The sequence below is a fragment of the Cytobacillus dafuensis genome (genome assembly GCF_007995155.1).
Classification (GTDB): domain Bacteria; phylum Bacillota; class Bacilli; order Bacillales; family Cytobacillaceae; genus Cytobacillus; species Cytobacillus dafuensis.
Genome location: NZ_CP042593.1, coordinates 1,347,059 through 1,361,817 on the forward strand (window position 1 = coordinate 1,347,059; position 14,759 = coordinate 1,361,817).

The 14,759-nt window shown below is 36.0% G+C and carries 14 protein-coding genes; 7 read left to right on the plus strand and 7 right to left on the minus strand.

Annotated elements, in window-relative coordinates:
* Positions 1–166: 166 nt before the first annotated feature.
* On the minus strand, positions 167–529 hold the full coding sequence (locus FSZ17_RS06435; RefSeq protein ID WP_057775411.1) for a DUF1360 domain-containing protein: 363 nt from the start codon (positions 527–529) through the stop codon (positions 167–169).
* Positions 530–1,007: 478 nt separating this feature from the next.
* Between FSZ17_RS06435 and FSZ17_RS06440 the strand changes: the two genes are divergently transcribed.
* Positions 1,008–3,041 (plus strand): acyltransferase family protein, encoded by a 2,034-nt coding sequence (locus FSZ17_RS06440; RefSeq protein ID WP_057774964.1) that lies wholly within the window; start codon positions 1,008–1,010, stop codon positions 3,039–3,041.
* Between the two features lie 113 nt (positions 3,042–3,154).
* On the opposite strand, the gene FSZ17_RS06445 is transcribed toward FSZ17_RS06440, so the two are convergent.
* The 3 genes from FSZ17_RS06445 to FSZ17_RS06455 are packed head-to-tail and all read right to left on the minus strand — an operon-like array spanning position 3,155 to position 5,213.
* A complete protein-coding gene (locus FSZ17_RS06445) occupies positions 3,155–3,709 on the minus strand; it encodes a GNAT family N-acetyltransferase (RefSeq protein WP_057774961.1) in 555 nt (184 codons plus the stop codon).
* 59 nt (positions 3,710–3,768) lie between these two features.
* Positions 3,769–4,344, minus strand: a complete 576-nt coding sequence (locus FSZ17_RS06450; RefSeq protein ID WP_057774957.1) for a hypothetical protein — start codon at positions 4,342–4,344, stop codon at positions 3,769–3,771.
* Positions 4,341–5,213 carry a hypothetical protein gene (locus FSZ17_RS06455; RefSeq protein WP_057774954.1) on the minus strand — a complete coding sequence of 291 codons (873 nt, stop codon included), beginning with the start codon at positions 5,211–5,213 and terminating at the stop codon, positions 4,341–4,343. The genes FSZ17_RS06450 and FSZ17_RS06455 overlap by 4 nt, the downstream gene beginning before the upstream one ends.
* 517 nt (positions 5,214–5,730) lie before the next feature.
* Here FSZ17_RS06455 and FSZ17_RS06460 point away from each other — a divergent pair.
* The 6 genes from FSZ17_RS06460 (at position 5,731) to FSZ17_RS06490 (ending at position 13,194) form a co-directional block, all read left to right on the plus strand.
* Positions 5,731–6,717, plus strand: a complete 987-nt coding sequence (locus tag FSZ17_RS06460; RefSeq protein WP_057774951.1) for a diaminopimelate dehydrogenase — start codon at positions 5,731–5,733, stop codon at positions 6,715–6,717.
* Between the two features lie 131 nt (positions 6,718–6,848).
* Complete coding sequence (locus FSZ17_RS06465) at positions 6,849–7,352, plus strand: hypothetical protein (protein WP_057774947.1); 504 nt, start codon at positions 6,849–6,851, stop codon at positions 7,350–7,352.
* 247 nt (positions 7,353–7,599) lie between these two features.
* Positions 7,600–8,295, plus strand: coding sequence for a potassium channel family protein (locus FSZ17_RS06470; RefSeq protein WP_057774944.1), 696 nt, complete (start codon positions 7,600–7,602; stop codon positions 8,293–8,295).
* Positions 8,296–8,739: 444 nt separating this feature from the next.
* Positions 8,740–10,470 (plus strand): ABC transporter ATP-binding protein, encoded by a 1,731-nt coding sequence (locus FSZ17_RS06480; RefSeq protein WP_057774941.1) that lies wholly within the window; start codon positions 8,740–8,742, stop codon positions 10,468–10,470.
* A complete protein-coding gene (locus FSZ17_RS06485; protein WP_057774937.1) occupies positions 10,463–12,301 on the plus strand; it encodes an ABC transporter ATP-binding protein in 1,839 nt (612 codons plus the stop codon). The genes FSZ17_RS06480 and FSZ17_RS06485 overlap by 8 nt, the downstream gene beginning before the upstream one ends.
* A 395-nt stretch (positions 12,302–12,696) precedes the next feature.
* Positions 12,697–13,194 (plus strand): DoxX family membrane protein, encoded by a 498-nt coding sequence (locus FSZ17_RS06490; RefSeq protein ID WP_057774934.1) that lies wholly within the window; start codon positions 12,697–12,699, stop codon positions 13,192–13,194.
* 52 nt (positions 13,195–13,246) lie between these two features.
* Here the strand turns inward: FSZ17_RS06490 and FSZ17_RS06495 are convergent, their stop codons facing one another.
* The 3 genes from FSZ17_RS06495 to FSZ17_RS06505 form a co-directional block, all read right to left on the minus strand.
* Positions 13,247–13,432, minus strand: coding sequence for a YfhD family protein (locus FSZ17_RS06495; protein WP_057774932.1), 186 nt, complete (start codon positions 13,430–13,432; stop codon positions 13,247–13,249).
* A 92-nt stretch (positions 13,433–13,524) separates the two neighbouring features.
* Positions 13,525–13,650 (minus strand): YfhE family protein, encoded by a 126-nt coding sequence (locus FSZ17_RS06500; protein ID WP_082625340.1) that lies wholly within the window; start codon positions 13,648–13,650, stop codon positions 13,525–13,527.
* Positions 13,651–13,726: 76 nt separating this feature from the next.
* Positions 13,727–14,629: a TIGR01777 family oxidoreductase gene (locus FSZ17_RS06505; protein ID WP_057774928.1), complete on the minus strand. Its 903-nt coding sequence runs from the start codon at positions 14,627–14,629 to the stop codon at positions 13,727–13,729.
* Positions 14,630–14,759 lie beyond the last annotated feature (130 nt).

Here is a 14,759-nt window from a genome sequence, read left to right on the forward strand (position 1 = left end):
ATAAATTACACTTTGGCAGCGAGTTTGATTAATTTATCAGCCAAATTAGGTGTTTGTCAGCCAATTAATAAAAGCAACAATCTTATTGTAATAAGCCTATACAAAAGATTCGTCAAAGGGGAATAAATCTCGAGAAAAAGAATTCATCCCCCTTAACTAATCATACTTAGGAATTGTTTTCTTTGTTTTGCTGTATCTGCTCATTATAATACTCAGTTTTTTTAATATTTACGCCAACAAATGTTTCTAAAATAGCTTGTCCACCTGCAATCGAAAGAATAAAAATAACATATTTTGAAAAAGTGGGTAGTAAAATGAATAATGTCCCTAGAACGATCGCAGACCAAACCCCTGTACACCAATAACATGTTAGAAGATAACCGAGCTTGGACTTTGGCACTTTTTTGATTTCATGCTTTTCATTCTCTTTATTCTTTAAAAAAAGATCCCTTAATGGCTCAGTTATTTTATCAAATACAATTAAATGTGTTAAACGGTAACTTGCTAAAATAACCATGATAAACATCATCCAAGATAGCTCCAATAGGAAACTCCCCCCAAAAAAATCTCTCTATCAGTATCACCGGAAATGAACAAGATTATTTTCAATGGGAGAAATATCCTTCAATATGGACGAATATAGGTAGGAGCTTCTTTCAAAGTAGTGATGGACTTAATTAAAGTCCTTAGGTATAACCTAGCTATTTTTAAAATACAATTTACAAAACATGGATATTAATCCATAAAATATAATTGGTGAAATGTACCTAAATATCTTTTAACGATAGACGTTCAAGGATTATAATAGGTTAGTTGTCTATAATAATATGCACCTTTCATTTTTATTAATTAATTAAAAACTAAATGAATAAGTGGAACGTCTATTAGAAGTACGGTTATTCATTTTTTTATACATACATCATTTAGTTTTCTCCAAGAAAACTGACAATGTTTTAAAAAGTAATACACATCATGAAGAAATTGCACAGATGAATGAGGAATTTTTTATGCAAAGTACAACTCAGAACCGTTTTATTCCTGGCTTGGATGGACTACGAGCTTTTGCTGTCCTGGCTGTAATTGCTTACCACTTTAACTTTAGTTGGGCTAAAGGAGGATTCCTTGGCGTTGACATCTTTTTTGTCTTATCTGGTTATCTAATAACCTCAATCTTATTACCCACGCAAGGTAATCAACTAACATTAAATTTACGTAAATTTTGGGTTGGACGAATTCGACGATTACTACCTGCTTCGTTAGTAATGATTATCGCTACTTTTGTTTGGGTAACATTATTTCACAGAGAGCTTTTAGACACTGTGCGTGGAGATGCGATATCTTCTATTTTTTATGCAAGCAATTGGTGGTTCATTTTTCATAAACTCTCCTATTTTGATAGTTTTGGTTCACCTTCACCTTTGAAAAATCTATGGTCGTTATCGATTGAAGAACAATTTTATTTAATTTGGCCTATTGTGCTGGCAGCTGGACTATTTGTATTTAAAAAGAGAAGCAGGGTTTCCATTTTCGTCTTAATTTGTGCATTGTGTTCGGCTTTGTTAATGGGCATGCTCTATCAACCAGGAACGGATCCTAGTCGCGTCTATTATGGAACAGATACTCGTTCTTTTGAACTGCTTATTGGCTGTTGCCTAGCTCTTGTTTGGCCAATGAAAAGACTCACTTCCAAAAAGCTTACAACTAATCATAGTCTTACACTAAATATTACAAGTATGATTGCTTTTAGCATCTTAATTCTTTGCATCTTTTTTGTAGATGAATATCAAGTGTTTTTGTACAGAGGCGGGATGCTGCTCATTTGTATAAATACAGCCATCTTGCTAGCTTGTGTTTGTCATCCTGCTAGCTTTTTAGGGAAAATGCTCTCTTGGAAGCCACTTCGTTGGATTGGTTCAAGATCTTACGGGATCTACCTTTGGCATTATCCTATTATTGTGCTTGGAACCCCTGTTCAAGATATAGGAAATCCAGTATTATGGCGTGTTATTTTGCAGCTAGTCATCACACTGATCATTGCGGAACTTTCCTATCGTTATATTGAAATGCCTATTCGAAAGCATGGATTCCGAACTTTCTTTAGTCAGCATTTTACAATCAATTTTATCAATTGGAAAAAAAATACTTTTGTTAGAGGGATATCAACTTTACTCATAACTCTAATCCTTTTTGTATTTACTGCTGGTATCACGGGTGTGGTAAAAGGTGAAGAAAAATTAGATTCAATGAAATCATATCCAACTCAAGTAAAAATAAATCATGAAGAGCAGTCTTCTAGCAGTAAAAGTTCTAATAAGAATTCTTCTGAAAAGAAGGAAAGCATTACAGAGAAAGATTCTTCTGAAAAGAAGGAAAGTATTGCAGAGAAAAATTCTTCTACTCAAGAGGAGAGCATTGCAGAGAAAAATTCTTCTGCTCAAGAGGAAAGCATTGCAGAGGAAATTCCTCCTGTTCAAGAGGAAGAAAAGGGTGTACCTCCAAAAAATGAGAAGAACAATGAAACATCCGAACAAGAGAAAAATGATACAAGTGTTCAACCTGATCATCAATCTTATACAGGTATACTTGCTCTTGGAGACTCTATCCTGATAGATATTGCTTCAAGCTTGCAAAAAATATTTCCAAACATTACGATTGATGCTAAAGTCGGAAGACAAGTGTCACAAGCAGTTGATTTGGTACCTAGTTACATAGATTTCAATCATCCAGATAAAGCAGTCATAATTATGCTAGGAACAAATGGTTACTTTACCAATACTCAAATTGACTCACTACTTGGCGCTTTTTCGAATGCTCATATTTATTTAGTAAATACTCGTGTTCCACGCTCATGGGAAAGTAAAGTGAATACTGAGTTCTATAAAAAAGCTCAAGAAAATGACAATATTACATTGGTTGATTGGTATTCTGCAGCGATTGGCCATCCGGAATATTTTGCCGCAGACGGTGTGCATTTACAACCAAAAGGGATTAATACTTTAACAAACCTTATCAATCAAGCAATAATGAATACTATTCGTTAGGTCAATAATCTAAACGGGAAGTAAGACCCCCACTGAGTCAAGGATAATCAGTGGGGGATTAATTCCCTCACTGATATTTCACTCATTGAACAAAACAGCAAAACAACTCAAACCTATTCCACAAAATAAGCCATTAAGATTAAGTCATGATATGTTTGATCACTTAATTTTATCGCTCTTCTTTTCAAACCTTCCTCTAAAAATCCAATATTCTTGTATAAGCTAATGGCCTGTATATTTTCAGAGAATACCTCAAGACAAACCCTTTCTATTAATGGGTTTTCCTTTGCCCAAGCTAGTAAAACTGAGACTAATGCTTTTCCTACACCGTGATTTCTGAAGTCTTTTCTCACACTCATCCCGAAAGATCCCTGATGTTCGATCCGCTGCTTTCCACCATTATGAAAATCTAAAAACCCAATAATTTCTCCTTCATATTCTGCTAAAATAGCTAGTTTTCCATTGTCTTTAACGACTTGCTGCAAAAATCGTTTCTGCTGATCAATCGTTACTTTAAATTCTGCTGTTGTAGTGAGCAAATACGGTGCTTCGATGATAATCTCTCTAATGAATGCCAATACTTTATCTGCATCTTCTGGTAAAGCAGTTCGAATGACGAATTTATTCCCGTTTTTAGTAAGAAAATGCTTTAGTTGAATTTCTCCCATATTGAAACCACCCATTAGTTACTTGTTTTTTCGAACGATCTTACTATGATTCTAAATCATTATTGATCAATCCACATATATCGCTTTCGAAGATCTCTAACCGAAATAAGGATTATAATCTCCAAAATCACTGTAATGATTATACTGAAGCTCAGAATGTAAAAAACTCCGTATTCCCCGACATTCCAAACAAATGGTATAGCTGCCTTTGGTAGGAAGGCTCCGATAATATAGATGAACAATCTTTTTTGTGCTATTTCGGAAAGCTGCACAAGACCATCTTTCACTGCCATGTCAATGAATCCTTTGAAAGTATAAAAAATGAGAACGATGTGCAGAAGACCTAGGATTGTTGTAACAAGCATGAAGAATAGCGAAAAATTGGATGGCTGGAATTCATTTAATGGGATACCAGGTCCTTGTATTATGGCAGTTAAAGAAAAAATGGCTAATAGGATTGAAAATATTTTCGCCTTCGAAAAATATTGAGAGTGGGGCTGTAATTGTCCTAGTCCGGATGTAATGACGATATAACCGATGATATCTGGCAATATATCAATAATAATATTGAAGTCTATAAGGACTAGTAGTAAACCCCAAAATATTTTGTTGAAGGAAGAAGGGGTTTTTGTCATTTTATTGCCTCCTTAACGATTTCCTTCAAATCTTTTTTTTCGAAATATGGTCGATAAGAGAGGTGGGAAATATTGGTAAATTCTGGTCCGTTTTGATCTTTACCATGTAATTTTGCGTCGATCAGATAGAAGTTAAATCTGAGCGGGTCATTTTCCGCAAAAGAAAATTTATAAATGATAGGGAAAAGTTCTTCTTTTTTCACGTTTAAAGGAAATAGTTCGGACTTAATCGGGTATGAATCCTTGTGTGTCTTCACCTTGTTGAACTCATGGAGCTGCATTTGAGTACCATTTAACTTTAATGAAAGTGCGGACTTTAATGCATCTGCAAAGGGAAGATCCAAACCGGTTATTTCAATATCATGATCTGCTTTTAATATCTCGAAACCACTGTTGTCATTTGAACTGCCTGAACTTGAAGTTTTCAATGTAGAGGCTTCTCGTTTAAATAAAATAATTTCACCAACTGGCAGGGTAAGGTTCTTTCCATTAGAGAGATGGGCAGTAACTTGATCAAATTTATATGGTTTTCCATTCAAAACATCCATTATTCGATCATCAATCTCAATATGTAATGTTTTTATTTGGTAATGATTATTGGATTGACCGTTTGCTGGCATTCCGTATAAAGATGAAAAAAACGAATAATCAATTCCTGGAATCGATATCGATTGAATGTCAACATCATTATTGCGGTTAGCGATATAATAAAGCTCCAAAATAGTACCACGATCAGCAGTAATATGATAATAATGCTTCAGCATGATTGGCTCTTTTAGCTGGCTAGATTTATATACGATGTAATTTCCAATTAAACTTAATAATACAATTGCCATTCCTGCATAAAGGAAAGATGTTTTGATTTTCATAGTGTGTTCCTTTCAATTATTTTTCTTTATATGTGTATATATTCAATTCCAAAGATTTATTTCCTTCATTTGTTATTTTTGTTATTTCCATGGATGGAAGTAGGGGCACATCAGAATAAGCGAGCATATTATTACTTTATCACAGATTAACGGGCAGTAAGACCCCCCACTTCAAGGTTGCTAGAGAATCAAAGAAACCTAAGTGGGGGATCAGCTGCCCGTAAAGGCCCATAAAATGAACACAGACTAAAAGCGCCACATCCTGTGGCAACGTCTGCGTGACCCACTTCCTATGGGCCGCAACTAACAATCAGTGGGGGATGAAAGCCGACTTAGAACGCCACGTCCTGTGGCAACGTCGGCACTAGCACGTCCTGTGCGTCGGAGAACCTCCACTGATTGAAGTTTCACTTTATTGCAATAAAGTTTTTATTGTATGTCGTTATAAAAAAAGGTAATATGAAAAATAAAAAAGGCACTAATGTCCTTTTAAATATGCAGCTATGGAGGGAGAACAATGAATAGTCAAATTAAAGTAGGAATTGTTGGTTATGGTAATCTTGGACGAGGGGTTGTATCGGCAATAAATCAAAGCTCAGATATGGAGTTAGTTAGCATTTTTACTAGACGGTCTCCGGAGAGCGTTTCTGTAGAGGGTACAAATGCTAAGGTTTTACATATTTCCGAAGCTGAAGATTATAAGAACAAAATTGACGTCATGATTTTATGTGGAGGATCTGCCACAGACCTGCCTGAACAAGGCCCTCAGTTTGCACAACTGTTTAATACGGTTGATAGCTTTGATACACATGCGAAAATTCCAGAATATTTCGATTCGGTTGATAAAGCTGCAAAAGAAAGCGGGAAAACGAGTATTATTTCTGTAGGCTGGGACCCAGGATTGTTTTCAATCAATCGCTTAATGGCAGAGGCTATTTTGCCAGTCGGTGAAACTTATACCTTCTGGGGAAAAGGTGTCAGCCAAGGACATTCAGATGCTATTCGCAGAATAGAAGGAGTAAAGGGCGCTGTTCAGTACACTGTCCCGATAGAAGAAGCAGTTAATAAAGTTAGAAGCGGAGACAATCCTGAACTATCAACTGCTGAAAAGCATTTACGCGTTTGCTATGTAGTTGCCGAAGAAGGTTATGACCAAGCAAAGATTGAAGAAACTATCAAAACAATGCCAAATTATTTTGCTGATTATATAACAGAGGTACATTTTATTTCCGAAGAAGAATTAAAAGCAAATCATTCCAAGCTTCCACATGGCGGATTTGTTATCCGAGGCGGAAAATCAGGTGCTGAGAATAAACAAATTATTGAATTTTCATTAAATCTAGACAGTAATCCGGAATTCACTTCTAGCGTATTAGTCGCCTATGCACGTGCTGCCTATCGATTAAATAAAGAGGGACAAGCTGGAGCAAAATCAGTTTTTGAAGTACCACCGGTTTACTTGTCACATAAAACGGCTGAAGAATTAAGAAGAGATCTATTATAATGATAGATTTTCCTAGGATTTAGTAGTAGACAGATGTCATTTTACAAGTGACATCTGTTTTTTTTAGCTATTAATTTTAGAATTGTGTTAATATTTTTATAAAAAATGCTATTTGAAAGAAGGAATCATTCATGAGTCAAAAAACAAAGCTTTCGCAAATGACTGCTATTTTACTAGAAAGGGCCCGTAGATTTGGTGTGTCTGACGAAGTATTATTGTCTAGCTTGAAAACAAATGATACGACTCCGTTGAAAATTGCAGAAGATCAACATTATCATTATGATGAATTTTTTACCTATGCAGAAAAACATGGGGAGGATTTAGAGGACACGATTAATAATGGCTATAAAATGAAGTTTAATACATTAGGCGGATTGCAGATATGGATGAAGGAATGCTTTGGATTAGAGGCAGGAACTGATTTCACTGCATCCCCAGGCAAAATTGAAAATGTTAAGTTATCTATTGAAAATATAAGTAGAATTTTTAATACTTTGGCATCTAACTGGATCATGCTAGATTCAAATAGAAAACCTATTTTTGGTGAAGATCAATCACTCTTAGGTGACCCAAAAGAAATACGAATCGTCCATTTGTTTATCCTATCAGAATATGAGGCCTACAAAAACGAATAAAGATTGTCAGTCCATGTACACGAAAATTTTACATATTGTCAATATAATGCCGAGATTGACAAAGAAAAAGAGTGAGATACAAGAGATACGGGAGATTATTCTCGTGTCTTTTTTTGCTCGGCGGACGCCGACACAGCTTCAAAGAGCCAAACCATTTGGTATAACAGGCTATACCAAATGGTTTGGCTCTCTTCGCCCATGTGCTACACTGGTTCTATTAAACTATTTGATATAGGCGGTCGATTTAGTGAAAAAGCTTGTAATTGCATATGAAATTTTTATGATTGTTTTGATCCTTATCTCAGTAGTCCTTGCTCTCATGGTTGATAAGCGATTTGTGATTTTTCAACAAACTATTTGGCTTATATTCGTAGTGGATTACTTTGTTCGTTTTGCACGAGCAGAAAACAAGTGGCACTATGTAAAGAAACATCTCTTAGAGTTAGTAGCTATAATCCCGTTCGATTCACTTTTAAGAGCAGCTAGACTAGTCCGTATATTTAAAGTTCTTCAATTGCTTGGCATCAGTTCTCGTTATTTAAAACCTTTTTATGCGGTGTTAAAAACGAATGGATTAGACAAAGCTTTCAAGTTTGGTGTCGCAATGTTATTTGTCATACCAATACCGATTGCTATCGTTGAACCGGCGATTGAAACTTACGGTGAAGCGTTGTGGTGGGGTTTGATTACAATAACTACAGTTGGATATGGAGATATTGCGCCTGTTACCGTATTAGGCCGATTAATGGCTGCCGTATTACTAATGGTAGGGATTGGGATTATTGGTATATTCACATCTGCTGTTACTAATTATTTTAGTAATAAACCTAAAGATTCTCGAGATAAGCAAGTCATGAAAGTAATTCAGTCGATTGATGAGATTGAAGACATAACAAAAGAGGATATTGAGTTTATCCAGTTATTCTTGAATAGGAAATTATGAATATACGCTAAAGGTTATGCTAGAAAGCTAGAGATTACATACAACAAAGAGCGATTTATCACGAAAAAAATGTATAAAAAGGGACAAGCTTATTATGAAAACAAAGGCTTAAAAGTCGGAGATAATAACCCGAATTATTAAAAAAAATTCGTGATTGTGAAGAAAGAACAATTAAATTAGGTAATGATGTTTTTTGATAGTACCAACAAAAGGAAGCACTTATTGGGTGCTTCTTTTTAGTAGTCTTAAATGAATCAAAACAAGAAATGCTATTCCTAAAGCAGATATCCGAAAAGCTTTAAGTTATATAAAAAAATAAATTATTTAAAAATTCCGTAAAAGAGGATATGATTATGTTATCATCTTATTTATTTAGGGATTCGAAGTATTGATTATCTATATACCTATGTTAATAAACTAGTAAATGCTTTGGGGGATTCCATCATGATAAAGGTATTGTCTTATTTGAAGCCTTACCGGATTGCTGTTGCAATTGCATTATTTTTAACATTCACTGAGCTCGCAGTTGAGCTTTTTCAGCCTCTTTTCATGGCAAAGATTATTGATGATGGCATTTTAAAGAGTGATTTGGCCATCGTCATGAAATGGGGAGCCATCATGCTAGGGTTCTCGCTTATTTCCTTTGCAGCGGGTATCGTCAATTCTTTTTACTCTGCCCATGCTAGTCAGAGCTTCGGATTTGATGTAAGAATGAGTTTATTCGAAAAGGTGCAATCCTTTTCTTTTGCAAACTATAACCAGTTCTCAGTGGCATCTCTTATTACAAGGATGACGAACGATATTACACAAATTCAAAATACATTATTTATGAGTTTAAGAATTATGCTGCGTGCTCCGCTCTTAATTATTGGGGGGCTTGTCATGGCATTCGTTGTGAATGTAAAGCTAGCACTGATTTTATCTGTCGTTGTACCATTTTTGTTTATTTTTTTAACTTGGGTAATGAACAAGGGTGGGATGCTATTTAAAACGGTGCAGGAAAAATTAGATTCTTTGAATAATGTCATGAAGGAAAATCTTACAGGAATCAGGTTAATAAAGGCTTTTACTAGAAGAAAATATGAGGTAAAACGATTTACTGATGCGAATGAAGAATTGAAGGATCATACAATGAAAGCGCTAAGACTAATGGAAGTTACCATGCCTATCCTTCTCTTTATTATGAATATAAGCATTCTTGGTGTTCTGTGGTTTGGAAGCATTCAGGTGAATACTGGAGATGTGAAGGTAGGGGAAGTCGTTGCGATCGTGAACTATGCAACTAGAATTACAGGTGCTTTTTCAATCTTTTCTTTTCTTATTATGGCCTTTTCGCGTGCACGTGCCTCTTCTAAAAGGATTGAGGAGGTTCTTGATACAACAGTGGATCTTTCTGATCATGTGGATGCAAATTCATCCTTGCTTGTTAAGGAGGGAAAGATTGAGTTTAAGGATGTGACCTTCCAATATCCAGGGACGGAAACCTTTGCACTCGAAAATATTAGCTTCATTGCTCATCCAGGAGAAACAGTTGCCATCTTAGGAGCAACTGGGTCTGGCAAAACCAGCTTGTTTCAGTTAATTCCCCGTTTATATGATGCAAGCTCTGGAGAAATTTCTATCGACGGTATGGATGTTCGCCGAATGAAGCAGGAGAATTTGCGAAGACAAATTGGCTTTGTGCCTCAGGAAGCATTGCTGTTCACAGGAACAGTCAAGGAAAATATTGCATGGGGAAAGGAAGATGCATCAATAGATGAGATCATTGATGCTGCTAAAAATGCGCAAATCTATGAAACGATAAAAAATCTGCCAAATAAGCTTGAGACCAAGCTTGGTCAAAAAGGAGTTAATCTTTCAGGCGGTCAAAAACAAAGGCTATCTATTGCCAGGGCAATTGTAAGGAAACCGAAAATACTGCTGCTTGATGATAGTACCAGTGCTTTAGATATGCGAACAGAAGCGAAATTGCTCCATGCCTTAAAGGTATATACATGTACAACACTCATTATTACCCAGAAAATAAGTACTGCAATGGAAGCTGATAAAATCCTGCTTTTAGAAAATGGGAGACTATTAGATGAGGGGAACCATGAATCGTTACTGGAGTCTTCGGATCTGTACAGACAAATATTCCGATCTCAATTGAGAGAGGAGAAAATAAATTATGCTTAATGAATTGAAAAGACTGTTTCAATATAAAAGAAACTCTTTATTAAATATGGAAAAGGAAGAAGAAGTACCTATCAAAAAGCGGACAAAATCCAAAAACTACAAGCAAACATTAAACAGAATTTGGCAATATCTCGCTTTTAATAAAGGGCTTTTATTCCTTGTTCTTTTTATGGTACTCCTTAGTTCTTTTTTGGGTTTACTTGGACCATTTTTAGTAGGAATGGCAATCGATGAATATATTGTAAAGAAGAGCAGTGAAGGGTTTATTTTGCTTCTCCTTGGACTTGCGGGAATCTATGTCGTCTACTCTCTTTCCGTTTGGTTCCAAAATTATTGGATGATTGGCATTGCACAAAACACAGTCTATGAGATGAGGACTAAGTTATTTCAGCATTTGCATAAGCTGCCGATCTCTTTTTTCGATAAGCGTCAGCACGGGGAATTAATGAGCAGAATGACAAATGATATTGAAAATGTCAGTTCAACCTTAAACAGCTCAGTCATTCAAATTTTTTCGAGCCTGGTTACTCTTATTGGCACGATATCAGTCATGCTTTGGCTTAGTCCATTATTAACATTACTTACATTGATTATTGTCCCTCTTATGTTTTACGGAATGAAATGGATCACGAAGAGAACCGGAAAATTGTTTAAGGAACAGCAAAAAAATCTGGGTGAATTAAATGGCTTTATAGAAGAAACGATTTCAGGACAAAGAATTATTAAAACCTTTTCTCAGGAAAAGAAAGTAATAGCTGAATTTACGGAAAAAGCAGAACGGTTAAAAGGAGCAGGCTATTGGGCACAAACCTATTCTGGCTTTATCCCAAAGCTGATGAACTTTCTAAATAATTTTAGCTTCACGATTATCGCTGGAATAGGAGGGATTCTAGCCTTAAAAGGAATGATATCTATCGGAGTCATTGTTATTTTTGCTGAGTATTCACGCTCCTTTACTCGTCCTCTTAATGATCTTGCCAACCAGTTTAATACATTGCTTTCAGCTATTGCTGGAGCGGAAAGAGTATTTGAAATACTGGATGAAGAGGATGAGTTTCTGCATGAGACTGATCTTCGAGAGCTAGATGATGTAAGGGGAGAAGTTGAATTTCAGGACGTAACCTTTTCTTATGAAGAGGAGAATCAAACAGTTAAGAATATTAATCTCCACGTTTCACCTGGTGAAACAGCGGCATTTGTTGGTCCAACAGGTGCAGGGAAAACCACGATGATTAATCTGCTTTCTCGTTTTTATGAGGTGGATAGTGGGTGTATATTAATTGATGGTCAAGATATTTCAGATATAAGAAGGGAAAGCTTAAGACAGCATATGGGTTTTGTTTTACAAGATTCATTCTTATTTCAAGGTACAGTAATAGAAAATATTCGTTATGGAAGACTGTCAGCAACAGAAGAGGAAGTCATAACAGCTGCAAAATTGGCTAACGCCCATTCATTTATTATGAAGCTCCCTCATCATTATCATACAGTATTAAATCAAGATGGAAGCGGTATTAGTCAGGGGCAAAAGCAGCTATTATCAATTGCTAGAGCATTTCTCGCCAATCCGACTATTTTAATTTTGGATGAAGCAACAAGCAGCATTGATACAGTGACTGAATTAAAAATTCAAGCAGCACTAAAGGAATTAATGAAGGGAAGAACAAGTTTTGTGATTGCTCACCGCTTGAATACCGTCCAAAATGCAGATCGCATTTTTGTTCTTGATAATGGGCGAATTATTGAAGAGGGCACGCATGACTTCCTTTTAATGCAAGAAGGAGTTTATTATCAGCTACATAGTAAGGCTGTAGCATTAACTAACGGTTGATAAACTTTTGAAAAAAATAGATACATTTGATCTAAGACAGGCCTTAGCAATATAATGCCTGTCTTTATTATTTATTCAATATCTCTGTGGGCTTTCATTTTATGAAAAGGAATTCTGATTGGCTACTCCCACGATTAATTGGTGCTTGGTAAATTATGTTCACAGGAAAGTCATATACATGTAAATCATTTGTGAAGAAACGGTGAAGTCCATTGGCAATGAGTATTTAATCGAGTATATTAAAAGTGTAGAAAGAAAGTGAAAAAAATCACAAAGTTAAACAACTTTCTTTCTGTAAGAAGCTGGCCGGCTTTATAACCTTCATAAGGTGAAAATTTATTAATAAGTATTGTGAAAAAAATCACAATATATTTTGAAATCAGGAGATGATTACCATGAAATGGTGGAAAACTCCGCAAGTAGCGGTACTGTGGACAATATTAAGAATATGGCTAGGAATACAATGGATTAATGCTGGATGGCATAAAGTAACTGATGGCTTTGATGCGAGTGGATTTATGCAATTCGCGATTCAAAATTCTACTGGGGATCATCCTGCAGTTCAAGGCTGGTATGCAGCATTTTTAGAAAACTTTGCTTTACCAAACGCGGAATTATTCAGTACATTAGTAGCATATGGTGAACTTCTAGTAGGTTTAGGTTTAATTCTAGGGGCAGCTACAATTCCGGCTTTACTGGCGGGTGCATTCATGAACCTTAACTTCATGCTAGCAGGAACTACAAGCACTAACCCTATCCTATACACAGCAGCAATTATTCTACTCTTTACTGGCAGTGGTGCATATTTCTGGGGTGTTGACCGCTTTGCAATCCCATATATTAAGAATCGCCTAGGCAAAGGTGGACAAGAAATTAATAAGCAAACTGCTTAAATAATATACAGAATCAGAAATAAGAAGCCGGGAGTTTTCCCGGCTTCTTATTTCATTCATTTATTCCTTTTACTCTTTGGTTTGCTGCATTTGCGCGAGCTTGTGCTTCAAGATCATCTCGATCTGCTAGCTCTTCAGAGAATTCTTCATCAATGCCATCGGATTTCATATGTTTAGGTACTTGTGGAAGTGATGCTTTGTTTTTATCCCGAGATCTTTGTCCGCGTGAACGACCCATGTCAAAAACCCCTTTCAGCATAAAAGTACGGAAACGAAATAAAGGCTTCCGTACTTTATTTTCTACACTTCACAAAAAACTATTTGTGGAAATTAATGCTTCGTATGTTTGTCTACATAGCCGCCAGCCCGGTCAGCCATTTTAAATTCGCGTGAGTAAAGGACCTCCTGAGTAGCAGATAAAGATCGTTTCTTCTTATCCTTCGTTTTCTTATCCATTTGGATCATCCTTTCAATTTTTGATAAATTTTCACACCATCCTTATTTTTCCCTTTTTAGAAAAGTTTGATACTCATTATTTGAAGATGTCTAATAAAGCAGGTTTTAAATGATCGTATTGAAATGAATAGCCATGAGATGTCAATGCTGCCGGAAGAACCTTTTGGCCCTCGAGTACGAGAAGGCTCATTTCTCCTAATACAGCTTTCAGGGCAAAACCAGGTGCAGGAATCCAGTGTGGCCGGTGTAAAACCTCCCCAAGCGTCTGACCAAATTCTCTCATAGATACTGGATTTGGAGATGTAAAGTTGACTGGCCCTTCTAAATCGGCTTGATTTATGGCAAATATTATTCCATTTATGACATCCTTTAAATGAATCCATGATACCCATTGATTTCCCGATCCTACTGTTCCGCCAGCAAATAATTTGTAAGGAAGGGCAATCCGCGGCAATGCTCCATCTGTTTTATCTAGAATAATGCCAAAGCGACAACAAACAACCCTTATATTTAACTCTCTTGCTTTAAAAGCTTCAGCCTCCCATTGTTGAACAGTGGCAGCAAGAAAGTCTTTTCCATGCTCCATTGAACTTTCTGTAAAAGTCTTATTTAAAGATGTTCCATAATAACCGACAGCACTCGCGTTAATTAATAATGAAGGCTTTTTTCTCAATTGACCGCAAATGCGCAGCACTTCCTTTGTTGCTGTAATACGGCTGGTCAATATTTTTTTCTTGCGTTCTTCCGTCCATCTTCCACTGTTTATCGATTCTCCTGCTAAATTGATGAAGACATCAATTCCTTCTAATTCTTTTTCAGGAAGGCTTCCATCATTCAGCCATTGAACATATGAAAGGTTTGCACTGTTTTTTAAATGATTCCTTCTTGTTAAAATAAATATCTCGTGGCCATATTTGATTAATTCCTTAGTCAGAGCTTTGCCAACAAAACCCGTTCCACCAGTCAAAGCAATTTTCATACATAATCCCCCTAATACATAACTCATACGTTATGACTTCTACAATAATGTCTTAACCCCTTTTATTTCTCGACATTTGATCATACAGAAATCATGCTTTTAGAAAATCGGGCACGGTATTCCTTAATGT

Coding starts and splice junctions, on each gene's coding strand:
- FSZ17_RS06435 (WP_057775411.1), bottom strand. CDS start 529: ATGATGTTTATCATGGTTATTTTAGCAAGTTACCGTTTAACACATTTA.
- FSZ17_RS06440 (WP_057774964.1), top strand. CDS start 1,008: ATGCAAAGTACAACTCAGAACCGTTTTATTCCTGGCTTGGATGGACTA.
- FSZ17_RS06445 (WP_057774961.1), bottom strand. CDS start 3,709: ATGGGAGAAATTCAACTAAAGCATTTTCTTACTAAAAACGGGAATAAA.
- FSZ17_RS06450 (WP_057774957.1), bottom strand. CDS start 4,344: ATGACAAAAACCCCTTCTTCCTTCAACAAAATATTTTGGGGTTTACTA.
- FSZ17_RS06455 (WP_057774954.1), bottom strand. CDS start 5,213: ATGAAAATCAAAACATCTTTCCTTTATGCAGGAATGGCAATTGTATTA.
- FSZ17_RS06460 (WP_057774951.1), top strand. CDS start 5,731: ATGAATAGTCAAATTAAAGTAGGAATTGTTGGTTATGGTAATCTTGGA.
- FSZ17_RS06465 (WP_057774947.1), top strand. CDS start 6,849: ATGAGTCAAAAAACAAAGCTTTCGCAAATGACTGCTATTTTACTAGAA.
- FSZ17_RS06480 (WP_057774941.1), top strand. CDS start 8,740: ATGATAAAGGTATTGTCTTATTTGAAGCCTTACCGGATTGCTGTTGCA.
- FSZ17_RS06485 (WP_057774937.1), top strand. CDS start 10,463: ATGCTTAATGAATTGAAAAGACTGTTTCAATATAAAAGAAACTCTTTA.
- FSZ17_RS06490 (WP_057774934.1), top strand. CDS start 12,697: ATGAAATGGTGGAAAACTCCGCAAGTAGCGGTACTGTGGACAATATTA.
- FSZ17_RS06495 (WP_057774932.1), bottom strand. CDS start 13,432: ATGGGTCGTTCACGCGGACAAAGATCTCGGGATAAAAACAAAGCATCA.
- FSZ17_RS06500 (WP_082625340.1), bottom strand. CDS start 13,650: ATGGATAAGAAAACGAAGGATAAGAAGAAACGATCTTTATCTGCTACT.
- FSZ17_RS06505 (WP_057774928.1), bottom strand. CDS start 14,629: ATGAAAATTGCTTTGACTGGTGGAACGGGTTTTGTTGGCAAAGCTCTG.